Annotated in this window: 13 protein-coding genes; 10 read left to right on the forward strand and 3 right to left on the reverse strand. The window is 63.4% G+C overall.

All coding sequences use genetic code 11. The features are described 5' to 3' along the window. The first annotated feature begins 84 nt into the window (after nt 1–84). From AC19YS_RS17230 to trxA, 3 genes are all read left to right on the forward strand, one after another. On the forward strand, nt 85–540 hold the full coding sequence (locus AC19YS_RS17230) for a YbaY family lipoprotein (RefSeq protein ID WP_106580239.1): 456 nt from the start codon (nt 85–87) through the stop codon (nt 538–540). Next, nucleotides 537–1,193: a class I SAM-dependent methyltransferase gene (locus AC19YS_RS17235; RefSeq protein ID WP_200623956.1), complete on the forward strand. Its 657-nt coding sequence runs from the start codon at nt 537–539 to the stop codon at nt 1,191–1,193. The genes AC19YS_RS17230 and AC19YS_RS17235 overlap by 4 nt, the downstream gene beginning before the upstream one ends. 127 nt (nt 1,194–1,320) lie before the next feature. Continuing rightward, the gene (gene trxA, locus AC19YS_RS17240) at nt 1,321–2,193 is read left to right on the forward strand and encodes a thioredoxin (protein ID WP_169367699.1); all 873 of its coding nucleotides are present in this window, start codon (nt 1,321–1,323) and stop codon (nt 2,191–2,193) included. On the opposite strand, the gene AC19YS_RS17245 is transcribed toward trxA, so the two are convergent. Continuing rightward, on the reverse strand, nt 2,190–2,531 hold the full coding sequence (locus tag AC19YS_RS17245; protein WP_106580236.1) for a hypothetical protein: 342 nt from the start codon (nt 2,529–2,531) through the stop codon (nt 2,190–2,192). The genes trxA and AC19YS_RS17245 overlap by 4 nt on opposite strands. Before the next feature lie 130 nt (nt 2,532–2,661). On the opposite strand from AC19YS_RS17245, the gene AC19YS_RS17250 reads away from it, so the two are divergent. The 5 genes from AC19YS_RS17250 (at nt 2,662) to AC19YS_RS17270 (ending at nt 6,726) form a co-directional block, all read left to right on the forward strand. Then, complete coding sequence (locus tag AC19YS_RS17250) at nt 2,662–3,273, forward strand: DUF2796 domain-containing protein (protein ID WP_500602290.1); 612 nt, start codon at nt 2,662–2,664, stop codon at nt 3,271–3,273. A 148-nt stretch (nt 3,274–3,421) separates the two neighbouring features. After that, entirely contained in the window at nt 3,422–4,132 is a 711-nt protein-coding gene (locus AC19YS_RS17255) for an ABC transporter ATP-binding protein (RefSeq protein ID WP_119741391.1), read from the forward strand. 1 nt (nt 4,133) lies between these two features. Continuing rightward, a complete protein-coding gene (locus AC19YS_RS17260) occupies nt 4,134–5,399 on the forward strand; it encodes an ABC transporter permease (protein ID WP_106580233.1) in 1,266 nt (421 codons plus the stop codon). Nucleotides 5,400–5,410: 11 nt separating this feature from the next. Next, nucleotides 5,411–5,932: a DUF3299 domain-containing protein gene (locus AC19YS_RS17265; RefSeq protein ID WP_500602291.1), complete on the forward strand. Its 522-nt coding sequence runs from the start codon at nt 5,411–5,413 to the stop codon at nt 5,930–5,932. A gap of 95 nt (nt 5,933–6,027) precedes the next feature. Beyond that, nucleotides 6,028–6,726, forward strand: a complete 699-nt coding sequence (locus tag AC19YS_RS17270; RefSeq protein WP_106580231.1) for an OmpW/AlkL family protein — start codon at nt 6,028–6,030, stop codon at nt 6,724–6,726. Nucleotides 6,727–6,938: 212 nt separating this feature from the next. Here AC19YS_RS17270 and AC19YS_RS17275 read toward each other — a convergent pair whose 3' ends face one another. Beyond that, on the reverse strand, nt 6,939–7,823 hold the full coding sequence (locus tag AC19YS_RS17275; protein ID WP_119741388.1) for a sugar nucleotide-binding protein: 885 nt from the start codon (nt 7,821–7,823) through the stop codon (nt 6,939–6,941). Between the two features lie 166 nt (nt 7,824–7,989). On the opposite strand from AC19YS_RS17275, the gene AC19YS_RS17280 reads away from it, so the two are divergent. Continuing rightward, a complete protein-coding gene (locus tag AC19YS_RS17280) occupies nt 7,990–12,237 on the forward strand; it encodes an Lhr family helicase (RefSeq protein WP_500602292.1) in 4,248 nt (1,415 codons plus the stop codon). A gap of 113 nt (nt 12,238–12,350) precedes the next feature. Here AC19YS_RS17280 and AC19YS_RS17285 read toward each other — a convergent pair whose 3' ends face one another. Then, nucleotides 12,351–14,480: a mechanosensitive ion channel family protein gene (locus AC19YS_RS17285; protein ID WP_200623963.1), complete on the reverse strand. Its 2,130-nt coding sequence runs from the start codon at nt 14,478–14,480 to the stop codon at nt 12,351–12,353. Nucleotides 14,481–14,657: 177 nt separating this feature from the next. On the opposite strand from AC19YS_RS17285, the gene AC19YS_RS17290 reads away from it, so the two are divergent. Further along, the gene (locus tag AC19YS_RS17290; protein WP_119741382.1) at nt 14,658–15,860 is read left to right on the forward strand and encodes an MFS transporter; all 1,203 of its coding nucleotides are present in this window, start codon (nt 14,658–14,660) and stop codon (nt 15,858–15,860) included. Nucleotides 15,861–16,033: the final 173 nt, after the last annotated feature.

A 16,033-nucleotide genomic window follows, 5' to 3' on the forward strand; every position in this document is an offset into this window, starting at 1 on the left:
AAGCCATAGCCTTTACGGTATATAGGCAGGCTTATATGTTTCTTTATTTTAAAGCCACGGATTTTGCCCTTTCTGGAGCCGTACATGCAGTTACGACCACTTGTTTTACTCACCCTGTTCAGTTTTCTGGTCGCCTGCAGCAGCGAAGCCCCCAAGCCTTCGGTGCCTCAACCGACGCCCGCCCAAGAGAAAAAAGTGCCCGGCATTGAAGACCTCGGCCCGCTGCCGGCTTACCAGCGCGAAATCAACGGCACCCTCAACGGCGTGCCGGCCAACGCCGAAGTCGAACTGGCCCTGCTGGTGATTGACGAGCGCAACCGCCCGCAACAACTGCTCGCCAGCAGCGTATTGACCGGTAACGGCAAGCCCCTGGCCTTCCGCCTGCGCTTTAACCCGGAAGCGTTCCCGGCCGGTGCGCGGGTTGAATTGCGCGGTCGCGCCAGCCAGTCCGGCCAGTTGATCCTGCACCTGCCCGCCGTGCGTATCACCCAGGCGATTACCCAGGCCACGGGCCCGCTGCAGCTCGTCCCGGCGCCATGACACCACCGCTGGACCTGCAACGCGCCCTGAGCGCGCTGATCGGCGACGCGCAACTGGTGCCCTGCCCGCTGCCGGGCACCGAGCTGTCGTTGTGGCTGCTGGACGCGGACAATATGGACCGCGCCTTCAGCCAGGAAGAAACCCGGCGCATCCTGCATGAACCGCCCTACTGGAGTTTTTGCTGGGCCAGCGGCCTGGCGCTGGCGCGTTACCTGGCGGCGAACCCTGAGTGGGTCGCCGGCAAGCGCGTGCTGGATTTTGGCGCAGGCTCTGGCGTCGCCGCAATTGCCGCCGTCAAGGCGGGCGCGCTGGAAGTGGTCGCGTGTGATTTAGACCCGCTGGCGTTGGCATCCTGCAGGGCGAATGCCGAACTCAACGGCGTGGAACTGCGTTATTCAGCCGACTTTTTCGCCGAAGCCGATCGCTTTGACCTGATCCTGGTGGCCGACGTGCTTTACGACCGCGCCAACCTGCCGCTGCTTGATCAATTCCTGACGCGCGGCCGTGAAGCACTGGTAGCAGACTCGCGCGTGCGCGACTTCCAGCACCCGGCTTATCAGCGCCTGGAAGTCCTTGATGCGCTGACCCTGCCAGACCTGGCCGAGCCTTGGGAGTTTCGCAAGGTGAGCCTGTACCATTCGCGGCGCGCTTGAGGCCATCGCGGGCAAGCCCGCGCCCACAAGGGAATGCGATCAAGTGTGGAAGCGGGCTTGCCCGCGATAGCGATCTGGACTCCATCACCTTATAGTTGCCCCATTCCCGCTTTATTCGAGACGCCCCATGAGTGAGCCCACGCCGTACATCTTCGACGTCACCACCGCCAACTTCGACCAGGCAGTGATCCAGAACTCCTTCGAGAAACCCGTGCTGGTGGATTTCTGGGCGGAGTGGTGCGCGCCGTGCAAGGCGCTGATGCCAATGTTGGCGAAAATTGCCGAGAGTTATCAGGGTGAGTTGCTGCTGGCCAAGGTCGATTGCGAGGCTGAGCAGGATATCGTCGCGCGCTTTGGCATTCAGAGCTTGCCCACCGTGGTGCTGTTCAAGGACGGCCAACCGGTGGACGGGTTTGCCGGCGCGCAGCCGGAGTCGGCGGTGCGCGCAATGCTGGAGCCGCACGTGCAGATGCCACCACCGGCGGCGGCTGATCCGCTGGAGCAGGCCCAGGCGCTGTTTGCCGAAGGCCGCATCAGCGATGCCGAAGCGGTGCTGGTGACGCTGCTGGGTGAAGACAACACCAACGCCGGCGCGCTGATCCTGTACGCGCGCTGCCTGGCCGAACGCGGTGAACTGAGCGAAGCCCAGGCCGTGCTCGACGCCGTGAAAAGCGACGACCACAAGGCCGCCCTCGCCGGCGCCAAGGCGCAAATCACGTTCCTGCGCCAGGCCGCCGAGCTGCCGGACGCCGCCGACTTGAAAAGCCGCCTGGCGCAAAACCCGCAGGATGACGAGGCGGCCTATCAGCTGGCAATTCAGCAATTGGCACGCCAGCAATACGACGCGGCGCTGGAAGGCCTGCTCAAGCTGTTTATCCGCAACCGCAGCTACAGCGAAGGCTTGCCGCACAAGACTTTGCTGCAGGTGTTCGAACTGCTCGGCAATGACCACCCGCTGGTCACCGCGTACCGCCGCAAGTTGTTTGCTGCGCTGTACTAATCGCCGATCCAGCTGTACAGCGGCGTATCCCCGCCGCTGGTCACTTTCACGCGGGCGCTATGGCGCAAACGCACCAGCAGGCGCTTGCCTGATGCGGCGTCACCGGCCAAGCCTTCCAGCTGATCGAGCAATTCCAGCCCGTTGAGTTGCCCGGCCTTGCGCAACAGGTCCTGGGCGTTCTGCCACAGATCATCAGTGTGTTTGACCGGCGCGACAGCGGGCGCGCTCGGCGTGGGCGCGGCCTGCAACTGGGCGCCCAATCGCGCCCAATCGCCGTCGTCCAGCTCCAGGGTCAAGTCCACCGGCATGTCGCCGACAGTTCCACGAATTCGCAACATCGTCCTTACTCCTGCACTTTTCTGACGGGCATGCTCCCACGCGGCTTGCGCAACGCCAAGCGGGCGGTCAAACTCTGGCACTATTGTTATAAGATCACATAACAAAACTTTCATGTTCTGGAGCCTTCTCATGCGCCGTCTGCTGCTTGCTTTGCCGTTTGCCCTGCTGCCACTGGCAGTTGCCCATGCTCACGATGATCACGAACATGAGCACGGCAGCCTCGGCGCCCACGAGCATGGCGTTGGGCGTCTCAATGCGGTACTCGACGGTCAGGCACTTGAGCTGGAATTTGACAGCCCGGCCATGAACCTCGTGGGTTTTGAACACCAGGCCAGCACGCCCGCCGACAAAGCCAAGGTTGCCGCAGCCCGCAAGTCACTGGAAAACCCACTGGCCCTGTTCAATGTGCCCAAGGCCGCCGGTTGCGTGATCAGCACCCAGGAACTCAACAGCCCGCTGTTCGGCGACAAGCCGGAAGCCGACCATGACGACGATGATGATGATGATGACCACGCCACCGACGGCAAAGGCGCAGCCGCCCACGAACATCATCATGACCACAGCGAAATCCACGCCCACTACCAGTTCACCTGCGCCACGCCGACGGCCTTGAGCAACCTCGACCTGACCCAGGTGTTCAAGACCTTCCCCGCCACTCAGAAGATTCAGGTACAACTGATCGGCCCAAGCGGCCAGCAAGGTGTGGAAGCCACGGCACAGGCAGCTACCCTGACATTCTGATTTGAAAACCCAATCACTGTGGGAGCTGGCTTGCCTGCGATGCAGACGACTCGGTCAGTCAGATGCACCGCGTTGATGCCATCGCAGGCAAGCCAGCTCCCACATTGGATCGGCGCCACGCTCCACAACCAGGCGATATTGATTTCACATGACCCAAGCACTGATCGAACTGTCTGACCTGGGCTTCAACTGGCCCGGTCACCCACAGTTATTGGACATCCCCGCGTTTAGCCTGCAAGCAGGCGAAACCCTGTTTCTCAAAGGCCCGAGCGGCAGCGGCAAAACCACGTTGCTCGGCCTGCTTGGCGGCGTGCAGAAACCCAGCCGGGGCAGCATCCGCCTGCTCGGCCAGGAGCTGACCGAACTCTCGGCAGGCGCCCGCGACCGCTTTCGCGTGGACCACACCGGCTACATCTTCCAGCAGTTCAACCTGCTGCCGTTTCTGTCAGTGCGCGAGAACGTCGAGTTGCCTTGCCACTTTTCCAAGCTGCGCGCGCAACGCGCGGTTCAGCGCCACGGCAGCGTCGACCAAGCCGCCGCGACCTTGCTGGCGCATTTGGGCTTGAAGGACAAAGACCTGCTGGAACGCCGCGCCGACTCACTGTCCATCGGCCAACAACAACGCGTCGCCGCCGCCCGCGCGCTGATCGGCCAACCGGAACTGGTGATCGCCGACGAACCCACCTCGGCGCTGGACTACGACGCCCGCGAGGCTTTCATTCAATTGCTGTTCGCCGAATGCCGCGACGCTGGCGCCAGCCTGCTGTTTGTCAGCCATGACCAGAGCCTCGCGCCGCTGTTCGACCGCCACCTGTCGCTGGCCGAACTCAATCGCGCCGCCACGCCCGCAGAGGTTTGAGATGTATTTGTTTCGTCTAGCCATGGCCAGCCTGGCTAACCGCCGCTTTACCGCGATCCTCACCGCCTTTGCCATCGCGCTGTCAGTCTGTTTGTTGCTCGCGGTGGAACGCGTGCGGGTTGAGGCGCGCAACAGTTTTGCCAGCACCATCAGCGGCACCGACCTGATCGTCGGCGCGCGTTCGGGCTCGGTCAACTTGCTGCTGTACTCGGTGTTCCGTATCGGCAATGCCACCAACAACATCCGTTGGGACAGCTACGAGCACTTCGCCGCCAGCCCGCAGGTGAAATGGGCGATCCCGATTTCCCTCGGCGACTCGCACCGCGGCTATCGGGTGATGGGCACCAACCAATCCTACTTCGAGCATTACCAATACGGTCGCAAACAGAACCTCGAACTGGCCAGCGGCCGCGCCTTTGCCACCGACCCGTTTGAAGTGGTGCTCGGTGCCGAAGTCGCCGAGGCGCTGCATTACACGCTGGGCGACAAGCTGGTGCTGGCCCACGGTGTCGCGGTGGTCAGCCTGGTCAAACACGATGACAAACCGTTCACCGTGGTCGGTATTTTGAAACGCACCGGCACGCCGGTGGACCGCACGCTGCACATCAGCCTGGGCGGCATGGAAGCCATTCACATCGACTGGCACAACGGCGTGCCGGCCCAGGGCAAAGGCCGCATCAGTGCCGATCAGGCGCGCAACATGGACCTCACGCCACAGGCCATCACCGCGTTTATGCTCGGCCTGAACAACAAGATTTCCACCTTCGCCCTGCAACGCGAAATCAATGAATTCCGTGGCGAGCCGATGCTGGCGATATTGCCGGGCGTGGCCCTGCAAGAGTTGTGGAGCATGATGGGCACCGCCGAAAAAGCGCTGTTCGTGATCTCGCTGTTCGTGGTGCTGACCGGTTTGATCGGCATGCTCACAGCGATCCTCACCAGCCTCAACGAGCGCCGCCGTGAAATGGCAATTTTGCGCTCGGTGGGCGCGCGGCCGTGGCACATCGCAACGCTGCTGATCTTTGAAGCCTTCGCCCTGGCCTTGTCCGGCGTGGTCGCTGGCGTCGGCTTGTTGTACGTGTGCATCGCCGCCTCGCGCGGGTATTTGCAGGCCAATTACGGCCTGGACCTGCCGATGTCATGGCCGAGCGAATATGAATGGACCTTGCTCGCCGGCATCCTCGCGGCGGCGCTGTTAATGGGCAGCGTGCCCGCGTGGCGCGCCTATCGACAATCACTGGCCGATGGCCTGTCCATACGTTTATGAGGAAGGCTTCGATGCGTCGCGCCCTGTTTGCAATGTTGCTGTTGGTGGCAGTGCCCGTCTGGGCCGAAGACCAGCCCAAGGATCTGTCATGGCAGGAGATGATCCCCCCGGACGCGCCGCCGGAAATCCCCAACATGAAACCGCTGCACGACCTGTCGAACATGGCCGATGCGCTGTCGGTCGAGTCGGCGCCGGCCGCCAAGCAGGATTTGCCCAATGCGCCGGTGGTGCAAAGCCTGGACGGCAAGCACATCCGTTTGCCGGGTTACATCGTGCCGCTGGAAGTCAGCGAAGAAGGCCGCACCACCGAGTTTTTGCTGGTGCCGTATTTCGGCGCGTGCATCCACGTACCGCCGCCGCCCTCGAACCAGATCGTGCATGTGAAAAGCGAAGTCGGGGTGAAACTCGATGAGTTGTATCAGCCGTACTGGATCGAAGGCGCAATGCGGGTCAAGCCGTCATCCAGCGAACTGGCCGACGCCGGTTATCAAATGGATGCCGACAAGATTTATGTCTACGAGCTGCAGGAATAGGGGCTTATCGCCCTTTCATTGAGCTGAGTCAAAGGATCGAACGGAACGATCTTTACCATTGGACGTACAACTTTTAACGTCCTTTTGGAGCTCCCATGAACAAGTCTCTGCTCGGCGCGTCCCTCTTCGCGCTCGCCCTCGCCGCCCCTGCCGTCCACGCTCACGAAGCGGGCGACATTCTGATTCGCGCCGGTGCAATTACCGTGAATCCGAAAGCTGACAGCGGCCATGTGAAGGTTGATCAGGGCCCATTGGCGGGCACCAACCTGGGCGGCAAGGCGACCATGAGCAGCGACACCCAACTGGGTTTGAACTTCGCCTACATGCTGACCAACCACGTCGGTATCGAGCTGCTGGCGGCCACGCCGTTCGAGCACGATGTGAAGATCAAGAACACCGCCCTCGGCGCCGCCAATGGCAAGCTCGGCACCCTCAAGCACTTGCCGCCAACCTTGAGCGTCGTGTACTACCCGCTGGATAGCAAATCCGCCTTTCAGCCGTACGTGGGCGCCGGCATCAACTACACCTGGATCTACGACGAGCACGTCGGCAGCCGCGCCGAACAAGCCGGTTTCAGCAACTTCAAGGCCGAAAACTCCTGGGGCTGGGCCGCGCAGATCGGCGCCGACTACATGATCAATGACAAGTGGATGATCAACGCCCAGGCGCGCTACATCGACATCAGCACCAAGGCCACCGTCGATAACAACGCGCTGGGCCAAGGCACACGCGCCAAGGTCAATGTGGACGTCGACCCGATGGTTTACATGGTGGGTATCGGCTACAAGTTCTAAGTCACACGGCATAACCCATGTGGGAGCGGGCTTGCTCGCGAAAGTGCAGGGTCAGTCGACTGATGTATTGACTGACCTTGCGCATTCGCGAGCAAGCCCGCTCCCACATCTGGTTTTATAGCGTGTCAGCCGTGGCGGTAGAACCTGTCGGGCATCGCAGGCAGGCCAGCTCCCACACAAAACCGGCTCCCACATTCCGGTTTTGTGTGGTGTCAGCTGTGGCGGTAGAACCGATCCAGCAACGCCGGTAACCCGGCCCGCCACGCCCGAGGCTTGATGCCAAAGGTGTGCAGGATTTTCTTGCAGGCCAGCACCGCGTGTTGCGGTTCATCTGCCGCATCCGGGCGTGCCGCGTGAGCCTGGGCGGTAGGCGACTCGATCGCCAGCGGGTGGAAATTACGCGCTTCGGTAAGGATCGCCTGGCCCAGCGCCAACGGTGTGGTCGCCTCGTGCCCGGCGTAGTGATACGTGCCCCACAGCGGCGCCGCGCAATCAAGTTGCTTGAGCACCGAGATGATCACCCGCGCGGCATCGTCCACGGGCGTCGGGTTGCCCCGGCGATCATCGGCCATCAGCAACTCGTCCGGCTTCTCGGCCCGCGCCAAAAAGCGCCCGAGCGTGCCGTCGACGCTGTCATCCAGCAGCCAACCAAAACGCAGCAGCACATGCTGCGGGCAGGTGGCGCGCACGCTTTGTTCGATGCGCCACAACGCCTGGCCGCGCAGGCCCAGGGGCACCGGCTCGTCTTTCTCGCTGTAGGCGGTGGCGCGGGAGCCATCGAACACGCGGTAGCTGGACGGTTGCAGCAAGGTGATGTTGTGGTGCTGGCACAGCTCGGCCAGGCGCTCGATGGCGAATTCCTGAGCGGCCAAACGGCTTTCGCTGACCGCTTCGGCCTGAAACCAGTCGAAATAGTAGGCGAGGTTGATCAACGCATCGGGACGGGTGTCGTCGAGCAATTGGGTCAGGCTCGCGGCATCCCAGCCGTCTTGGGGCGGTTTGGGTGCGAGGAAACCGATGTCTTCCTCTGCACCGAGGCGAATCAGCGCTTGCCCGAGGGCATTCCCGCCGCCCAGTAACATAAGGCGCATTCGCATAGAGTGTGCAGGCCCGGTCTGTTTGGAACGATGGTTATTGTCGGCAGGCGGATGAAGCCGGCCGTAGGTTTATTCCAGAATCGTTGCATTTTGCGGGTTTGTAGCGCAACCGTCACGGATAAAGTGCGGGGTTGCAACTTGGCACCGCCGGTTGCATATAAGGGGTATGAACCTTCCTGAAACCACGGACACGGTCTTGAACGGCTTTCACCCCGCTGTCAGCGCCTGGTTCCGCAGCTCTTTCCCTTCGGTCACCAGCGCCCAGGCCCAGGCGTGGCCGCTGATTCGCCAGCGCCGCTCCACCCTGATCGCCGCGCCCACCGGTTCGGGCAAGACCCTGACGGCGTTCCTCGCCGTGCTGGATGACCTGGTGCACCAGGGCCTGGCGAATGGCGGGCAACTGCCGGATGAGACGCTGGTGGTGTATGTCTCGCCGCTCAAGGCACTGTCCAACGACATCCAGATCAACCTGCAAAACCCGCTCACCGGCATCACCGAGCAGCTGCAGGCGATGGGCTTGCCGCCCTTGGTGATCCGCACCGCCGTGCGCACCGGCGACACCCCGCAAAAAGACCGTGCGCAGATGCGCAAGCGCCCGCCGCATATCCTGGTGACCACCCCGGAATCGCTCTACGTGCTGCTGGGATCGGACTCCGGTCGGCACATGCTCGCCAGCACGCGCACGGTGATCGTCGACGAAATCCACGCCATCGCCGCCAGCAAGCGCGGCAGCCATATGGCCCTGAGCCTGGAACGCTTGCAAGGCTTGTGCGCCGAACCGCTGACCCGCATTGGCCTGTCTGCCACGCAAAAGCCCATCGAGGCGGTGTCGCGCTTTTTGGTCGGCACCGACCGCCCCTGCGCAATTGTCGATATCGGCCACGCCCGCCCGCGTGACCTGGATATCGAAGTGCCGCCGGTGCCGCTCTCGGCGGTCATGGCCAACGACGTGTGGGAACTGGTCTACAACCGCCTCGCCGACCTGGCGCGCGAACACCGCACCACGCTGATTTTCGTCAACACCCGGCGCCTGGCCGAACGCCTGGCGCGGCACTTGAGCGAGCGCCTGGGCAAAACCGCCGTGGCCGCGCACCACGGCAGCCTGGCCAAAGAGCTGCGCCTGGACGCCGAACAACGGCTCAAGGCCGGCGAGCTGCAAGTGCTGATCGCCACTGCGTCCCTGGAGCTGGGGATTGATATCGGTGACGTCGACCTGGTGTGTCAGATCGGCTCACCCGGCTCCATCAATGGTTTTCTGCAACGCGTCGGCCGTTCCGGGCACCAGGTCGGCGGCACGCCCAAGGGGCGCTTGTTCGCCACCACCCGCGATGACCTGATCGAGTGCGCCGCCCTGCTCGACTGCGTGCGCCGGGGTGAGCTGGACACCTTGCAGATCCCGGTCGCGCCGCTGGATGTACTGGCCCAGCAGATCATCGCCGAGGTGAGCGCCCAGGAATGGTCGGAACCGGCATTGCTCGATCTCATTCGCCGCGCCTCGCCCTACGCCGCGCTGGATGTGCGCCATTACCAGGCGCTGTTGCAGATGCTCGCCGAGGGCTATAACGGCCGCCAGGGCATCCGTAGCGCCTACCTGCACCGCGACGCCGTGACCCACACCCTGCGCGGGCGTCGTGGCGCCAAGCTGACGGCCGTGACCAGCGGCGGCACCATCCCCGACAACGCCGACTACAGCGTGCTGCTCGAGCCCCAGAGCCTGAACATCGGCAGCGTCAACGAAGACTTCGCGGTGGAAAGCATCGCCGGGGATATCTTCCAGCTCGGTAATACCTCCTACAGAATCTTGCGGGTCGAAGCCGGCAAGGTGCGGGTTGAGGACGCCCATGGCCAGCCGCCGACCATTCCGTTCTGGCTGGGCGAAGCGCCAGGGCGCAGCAACGAATTGTCGGCGGCGGTGGCGCGGTTCCAAGGCCAGCTCGACGCGCTGCTCAGCGCCACGCCCGGCGACTTGCAAGCGGCCCTCGACTGGCTCACCGGCACCCTTGGCCTGAACCACGCCAGCGCCGAGCAGATCCTCGATTACCTGGCCCGCGCACGCCTGGCCTTGAGCGCGCTGCCGTCCCAGGACACGTTGATCATGGAGCGGTTTTTCGACGAGTCCGGCGGCACCCAACTGATCATTCACACGCCGTTCGGCAGCCGTATCAATCGCGCCTGGGGCCTGGCGTTGCGCAAGCGTTTTTGCCGCACGTTCAATGTCGAATTGCAGGCGGCGGCCAGTGAAAATGCAATTGTGCTGTCGCTGTCGACCAGCCACAGTTTCGAGCTGGATGACGTGTGGCGTTACCTGAACAGCAACAGTGCCGAGCACGTCCTGATCCAGGCCGTGCTGGACGCGCCGTTGTTCGGCGTGCGCTGGCGCTGGAACGCCGGTGTGGCACTGGCGTTGCCGCGTTATACCGGCGGGCGCAAAGTGGCGCCGCAGATCCAGCGGATGAAAAGCGAAGACCTGATCGCCAATGTGTTTCCCGACCAGATCGCCTGCCTGGAAAACCTCGCCGGCGAGCGCGAAGTGCCCGAGCACCCCTTGGTGGAGCAGACCCTCGACGACTGCCTGCACGACGCCATGGACAGCAACGCCTGGCTGGCGCTGCTGCGGCGCATGGAAAGCGGCGAAGTGCGGCTGATCAGCCGCGACCTGCCGGCGCCCTCGCCCATGGCCGCGGAAATTCTCAGCGCGCGCCCCTACACCTTTCTCGACGACGCCCCCTTGGAAGAACGCCGTACCCAAGCCGTGCTCAACCGGCGCTGGAGCGACCCGCACAGCACCGACGACCTCGGCGCACTGGATGCCGAGGCCATCGCCGGCGTGCGCGAGGAAGCCTGGCCGGCGCCCAATGGCGTGGACGAAATGCACGAAGCGCTGATGAGCCTGGCCTGCATTGCCACTCATGAGGTCACGCCGCAATGGGCCGAGTGGCTGCAGGCCTTGGCCAAGGGCGGGCGCGCCTATGCATTGAGCAATGGCCTGTGGGTGGCGGTGGAACGCTTGAGCTGTTTGCAGGCTATCTATCCCAACGACTTGCCGTTGCTGCCGGGCTTCGATGAACCCTGGACCGTTGATGATGCGCTGGTGGAAGTGCTGCGCGCCCGCCTCGGCGGGTTCGGCCCGCTGAGCCTGATCGAGATCGCCGCGCCGTTGGCCCTGCCGGTGGCAGACGTAACCCAGGCACTCGCTCGCCTGGAGCAGGAAGGCTACGTGCTGCGCGGCCGTTTCAGCCCTGGCGCCAGCGAAGAACAGTGGTGCGAACGGCATTTGCTCGCGCGCATTCATCGCTACACGGTCAAGCGCCTGCGCCGCGAAATCGAGCCCGTGGCGCTGCAGGATTTCATGCGCTTCCTGTTCGATTGGCAGCACCTGTCCGACGGCACACGCGGCCAGGACAGCGCCATGTTGCCGCAGATTGTCGCGCAGTTTGAGGGCTACGCCGCCGCCACCTCGGCCTGGGACAGTGACTTGCTCAGCGCGCGCCTGAAGGATTACTCATCCACCTGGCTTGACGACCTGTGCCGCAGCGGCAAGCTGGTGTGGACGCGGCTGAGCAACAAGGCCGGCGCGATGGCCCTGCGCAGCACACCGGTGGTGTTGCTGCCGCGCAGCCAAGTGCCGCTGTGGAGCGGGCTGACCGAGATGACCGACAGCACCACGCTGTCGCCCAAGGCGCAGAAAGTCCACGTGGCGCTGCGTGAACATGGCGCGCTGTTTTTCGACGAACTGGTGCACGAAGCCCATCTGCTGCGCAGCGAACTGGAGACGGCGCTGCAGGAACTGGTGGGCGCAGGGCTGGTGAATGCCGACAGCTTCGCCGGCCTGCGCGCGCTGACCACACCGGCCAGCAAACGCCAGGCGCGCAGCAGCCGACGCGGACGCGGGGCGTTTGTCGGCGGCATGGACGACGCCGGGCGCTGGGCTTTGCTGCGCCGTTCACCGAGCGCCGCCGGGCCACATTCGGCCGAGACGCTGGAGCATGTGGCGATGACCTTGCTGCGCCGCTATGGCGTGGTGTTCTGGCGATTGCTGGAGCGTGAGGCGGATTGGTTACCGAGCTGGCGCGAGTTGCTGCGCACTTTCCATCGGCTCGAAGCGCGCGGGGAGATCCGCGGCGGGCGGTTCGTCAGTGGGCTGGCGGGCGAGCAGTTTGCGTTGCCGGAGGCAATTGGGTTATTGCGCGAAGTCCGCCGCCGGCCGCATGACGGCAGTTTGATTGCGGTGTGCGGGGCTGATCCGCTGAACCTGGTGGGCACGCTGCTGCCGGGCAGCAAAGTGCCGGCGGTGAGTGGCAATCGGGTTGTGTACCGCGATGGGCTGCCGGCGGCGGTGATGGCCGCTGGCAAGCAACAGGTATTGCTGGAGGTGGATCAGTTGGCGGTGCAGGAGAAGTTGATCAGGCATTGACGCCTGGATTGACCTCACCGGCCTCATCGCGGGCAAGCCCGGCTCCCACATGGGAACGCACTCCCACCGTGGGAGCGGGCTTGCCTACGATGAGGCCCACACAGCCACGCAAATTATTGAGGCCTGGGCTGTTCCGTCAACACCACCGACGCCGGCACTTCCTCATCCGGCTCATCCACATGCGCCGTGCGTTTGGGCAGCCAGATCTGCTGTGGATAAGTTTGCGCGAAGTGCACCTCATCACAGTTATCCACAAGCTTTTTCAAGCGCTGGTTGAACGCGCGGCTCACCGCGTACTGCCCGCCTGACACCGTGCGGAATTGCGCGGTCAGCACCACGCCGTTGAGGTCCATCTTGTCGACGCCAAACACCTCCAGCGGCCCTTGCAGGTTGTACTTGAGGAACACATCGTCGCGAATCGATTGCCCGGCCTCGCGGATCAGGTCCACGGCCTTGTCCACATCGGTGTCGTAGGTGAACTGCACCGAGAAGAACGCATAGGCAAATTGCCGCGACTGGTTGGTGACCGCCTTGATCTGCCCGAACGGCACCGAGTGCACAAAACCCTTGCCGTCGCGCAGGCGCAACGTCCGGATGGTCAGGCCCTCTACGGTACCGGCGTGGCCAGAGTCGAGCACGACCCAATCGCCGATGGACAGCGTGTCCTCGATGATGATGAACAGGCCAGTGATCACGTCCTGCACCAATTGCTGCGAGCCAAAACCGATGGCCAAACCGACCACACCGGCACCGGCCAGCAGCGGCGCGACATTGATGCCAAGGTTGGCCATGGTGGTGATCGCGCAGATCACCACTAGGATGATTTTCACCGCGTTACGCAGCAGCGGCAGAATGGTTTTGACCCGCGTACTCGGCTGACGGCTGGAGCGCTTATTGACCGGTGGTTTCAGCGCTTCCTGAATCGCGGTGTCGAGCACCACCCAGAACAGCCAGGTCACCAGCAGGATCAGGCCGATGCTGCTCAGGGAGTCGCTGATCGCGCGGCCCACCGAGTTGCGCTGGGCAAATTCGAACAGCGAGACGCCCCAGATACGCCCCAGGATTTCGATAAACGCGATGGCCATGGCGATGCGCAAGATCGCGTGCAACAGGCTGAGGAAGCGCTCCTTGTAGGCGCTGCTGCGCTGGATCGCCACCTGGCTGCGGGACTTGAACAGGTGTTGCAGCACGGTGCTGAGAAACACCGTGCCGATCAGCAAAATCGTGGTGAACAGCGCGCAGCGCAGCGCCTTCTGGTTATCGTCGCCCGCGCCGATCAGGTTGATCGCCGAGACCAGCACCATCAACAGAATGGGCCAGTACCACAGCCCGGAAAACACCCGCAGCGATTGCTGCAGCGCAGGGTGTTTGAGGCGCTGGGCCAGTGGCCGATTGCGGATCAAATGCGCCACCGGCCGGCGCAGGCGCACCACCAATACACCGAAAATCACCGCCGCGAACAGGCCGGTGAAAACCGCAATGCTGCTGGTGATATTGCCACCCAACTGTCGGGCGATCTGCGGACTGGTCAGCGCGTCGCTGAGGGCGGCCAGGAAGCCGATCAGGAACAGCGGCTTGGGGCAGTAGTCGCGAATGATCTGCACCGCCGGACGCTTGTGGCCCAGATTGAACATGACGATCACGCACAACAACATCGACGTAGAAAAGATGCCGCTGCTGGTGGCGTAGGCAAAACACAGCGCCAGCGCGCGGCCTACCGACGAGGCCAGGAAGTGGCTGACGTAGAGGGTCAGCGGCAGACAGATGAGCGCGGGGATTGTGTAGGGCACCACGTACCCCAAGACTGCCAGCAAGCGTTCGCGCCGTTCGACGAACGGCCGACGACTCAAGCGCTGCACAACAAAGCGCCCCAGCAGGGTCAACACCACAAAGGCGCCAACCCAGACGCCGGACAGCAACAGGAAGTCGCCGGCCACGCTCCACGGCGACCGTTCGGCCGTCTGGTCGACCAGGCGCCCCACTTCGTCCGCCGCGCGATCGGCACGCAAGCGCCAGGCGTCGATGAGGTTCTGGTTAAGGTCGAGCTTGTCTTGTACATCGTCAATGCTGGAACTGATGGCGCCCAGCAGGCCGCCCTCGACCAGCAACTCCGGCTTAGCGGGCGCCGCCGCTGCGGCAGGCGCGGCCGGCGCTGCGGCGGCCGCCGGCGTAGCAGCTTGCAATGCGCCATTGCCACACAACAGCAGCGCACCAAGCAGTAATGCAGTCTTTAAATTCAGCAAAACACCGGGCTCCATCAGCAGGGTCTGTAAGGAACTGACGGGTTTGAGCCTTGATCGTTCCCCGCCATTGGGCATCTTTGCCTCCCGGTCAAATATCAAATGCCGATCACTGTCTTTTTCCGCACAAGCAAAATCCCGACACTGCGCTCCTGAATCACACCCATCGGAGTTGCAGCCATGCCCATTGCCCTGCTCGCGCTGACCCTCAGCGCTTTTGCCATCGGGACGACCGAGTTCGTCATCGTTGGCCTGTTACCCACCATCGGCGCCGACCTGGGCGTCGACCTGCCGTCCGCCGGTTTGCTGGTCAGCCTGTACGCCTTGGGCGTTGCCATTGGCGCGCCGGTGCTCACCGCCCTCACCGGCAAAGTGCCGCGCAAACTGCTGCTGTTGTCGCTGATGGTGCTGTTCACCCTCGGCAACCTGTTGGCCTGGCAGGCGCCGAGTTATGAATCGCTGGTGCTGGCGCGGATCGTCACCGGCCTGGCCCACGGGGTGTTTTTCTCGATTGGCTCGACCATCGCCACCAGCCTGGTGCCCAAGGAAAAAGCTGCCAGCGCGATTGCGATCATGTTTACCGGCTTGACCGTTGCACTGGTCACCGGCGTGCCGCTGGGCACGTTTATCGGCCAGCACTTCGGCTGGCGGGAAACGTTCCTCGCCGTCTCGGCCCTGGGGGTGATCGCGTTTATCGGCAGCCTGATCTATGTGCCGAACAGCATCGCCCACAGCAAACCCGCCTCGTTGCTGCAACAACTGCAAGTGCTCAAGCAGCCGCGCTTGCTGCTTGTGTACGCCATGACCGCCATCGGCTACGGCGGCTCGTTCATCGCGTTTACCTTTCTGGCGCCGATCCTTCAGGACATTTCCGGCTTCAGCGCCGGCACCGTCAGCCTGGTGCTGCTGGTGTACGGCATCTCGGTGGCGGCGGGGAATATCTGGGGCGGCAAGCTGGCCGATAAACGCGGCCCGATCAGCGCGTTGAAAATCATCTTCGCCCTGCTCGCGGCGGTGCTGTTCATCCTTACCCTGACCGCCAGCAACCCCTGGCTGGCGCTGGCCACCGTGCTGGTGTGGGGCGCGGTTGCCTTCGGCAATGTGCCGGGCCTGCAGGTGTACGTGGTGCGCCAGGCTGAACATCACACCCCGCAGGCGGTGGATGTGGCGTCGGGCTTGAACATTGCGGCGTTCAACCTCGGAATCGCCGGCGGCGCCTGGGCCGGGGGCTTGATCGTGGCGCACATGGGCTTGATCCATACCGCGTGGATCGGCGGCTCAGTGGTGTTGGTGGCCCTGGCGCTGACGGCGTGGAGTGGCCGATTGGACCGGTTGGGGCCGGTGTATGCCGACAGCTCGACGCGCACGGCAGTCGGACACTGATTCGGCCCCGACGCACATCCAATGTGGACGCTGGCTTGCCTGCGATTGCGGTACGCCAGCGTCGCATTCAGCGCCGGCCCCATCGCTATCGCAGGCAGCACGCTCCCACATTCCTTACCTTGTACCGTCTGTAGGAACGGCGAAACTTTCCGACAAAAACCGCAGTCATCCCA

Source organism: Pseudomonas sp. MF08831, assembly GCF_059862645.1.

What these genes read in the sequence shown, in the direction of transcription:
- AC19YS_RS17230 (WP_106580239.1), top strand. Translation starts at nt 85, where the DNA reads ATGCAGTTACGACCACTTGTTTTACTCACCCTGTTCAGTTTTCTGGTC.
- AC19YS_RS17235 (WP_200623956.1), top strand. Translation starts at nt 537, where the DNA reads ATGACACCACCGCTGGACCTGCAACGCGCCCTGAGCGCGCTGATCGGC.
- trxA (WP_169367699.1), top strand. Translation starts at nt 1,321, where the DNA reads ATGAGTGAGCCCACGCCGTACATCTTCGACGTCACCACCGCCAACTTC.
- AC19YS_RS17245 (WP_106580236.1), bottom strand. Translation starts at nt 2,531, where the DNA reads ATGTTGCGAATTCGTGGAACTGTCGGCGACATGCCGGTGGACTTGACC.
- AC19YS_RS17250 (WP_500602290.1), top strand. Translation starts at nt 2,662, where the DNA reads ATGCGCCGTCTGCTGCTTGCTTTGCCGTTTGCCCTGCTGCCACTGGCA.
- AC19YS_RS17255 (WP_119741391.1), top strand. Translation starts at nt 3,422, where the DNA reads ATGACCCAAGCACTGATCGAACTGTCTGACCTGGGCTTCAACTGGCCC.
- AC19YS_RS17260 (WP_106580233.1), top strand. Translation starts at nt 4,134, where the DNA reads ATGTATTTGTTTCGTCTAGCCATGGCCAGCCTGGCTAACCGCCGCTTT.
- AC19YS_RS17265 (WP_500602291.1), top strand. Translation starts at nt 5,411, where the DNA reads ATGCGTCGCGCCCTGTTTGCAATGTTGCTGTTGGTGGCAGTGCCCGTC.
- AC19YS_RS17270 (WP_106580231.1), top strand. Translation starts at nt 6,028, where the DNA reads ATGAACAAGTCTCTGCTCGGCGCGTCCCTCTTCGCGCTCGCCCTCGCC.
- AC19YS_RS17275 (WP_119741388.1), bottom strand. Translation starts at nt 7,823, where the DNA reads ATGCGAATGCGCCTTATGTTACTGGGCGGCGGGAATGCCCTCGGGCAA.
- AC19YS_RS17280 (WP_500602292.1), top strand. Translation starts at nt 7,990, where the DNA reads ATGAACCTTCCTGAAACCACGGACACGGTCTTGAACGGCTTTCACCCC.
- AC19YS_RS17290 (WP_119741382.1), top strand. Translation starts at nt 14,658, where the DNA reads ATGCCCATTGCCCTGCTCGCGCTGACCCTCAGCGCTTTTGCCATCGGG.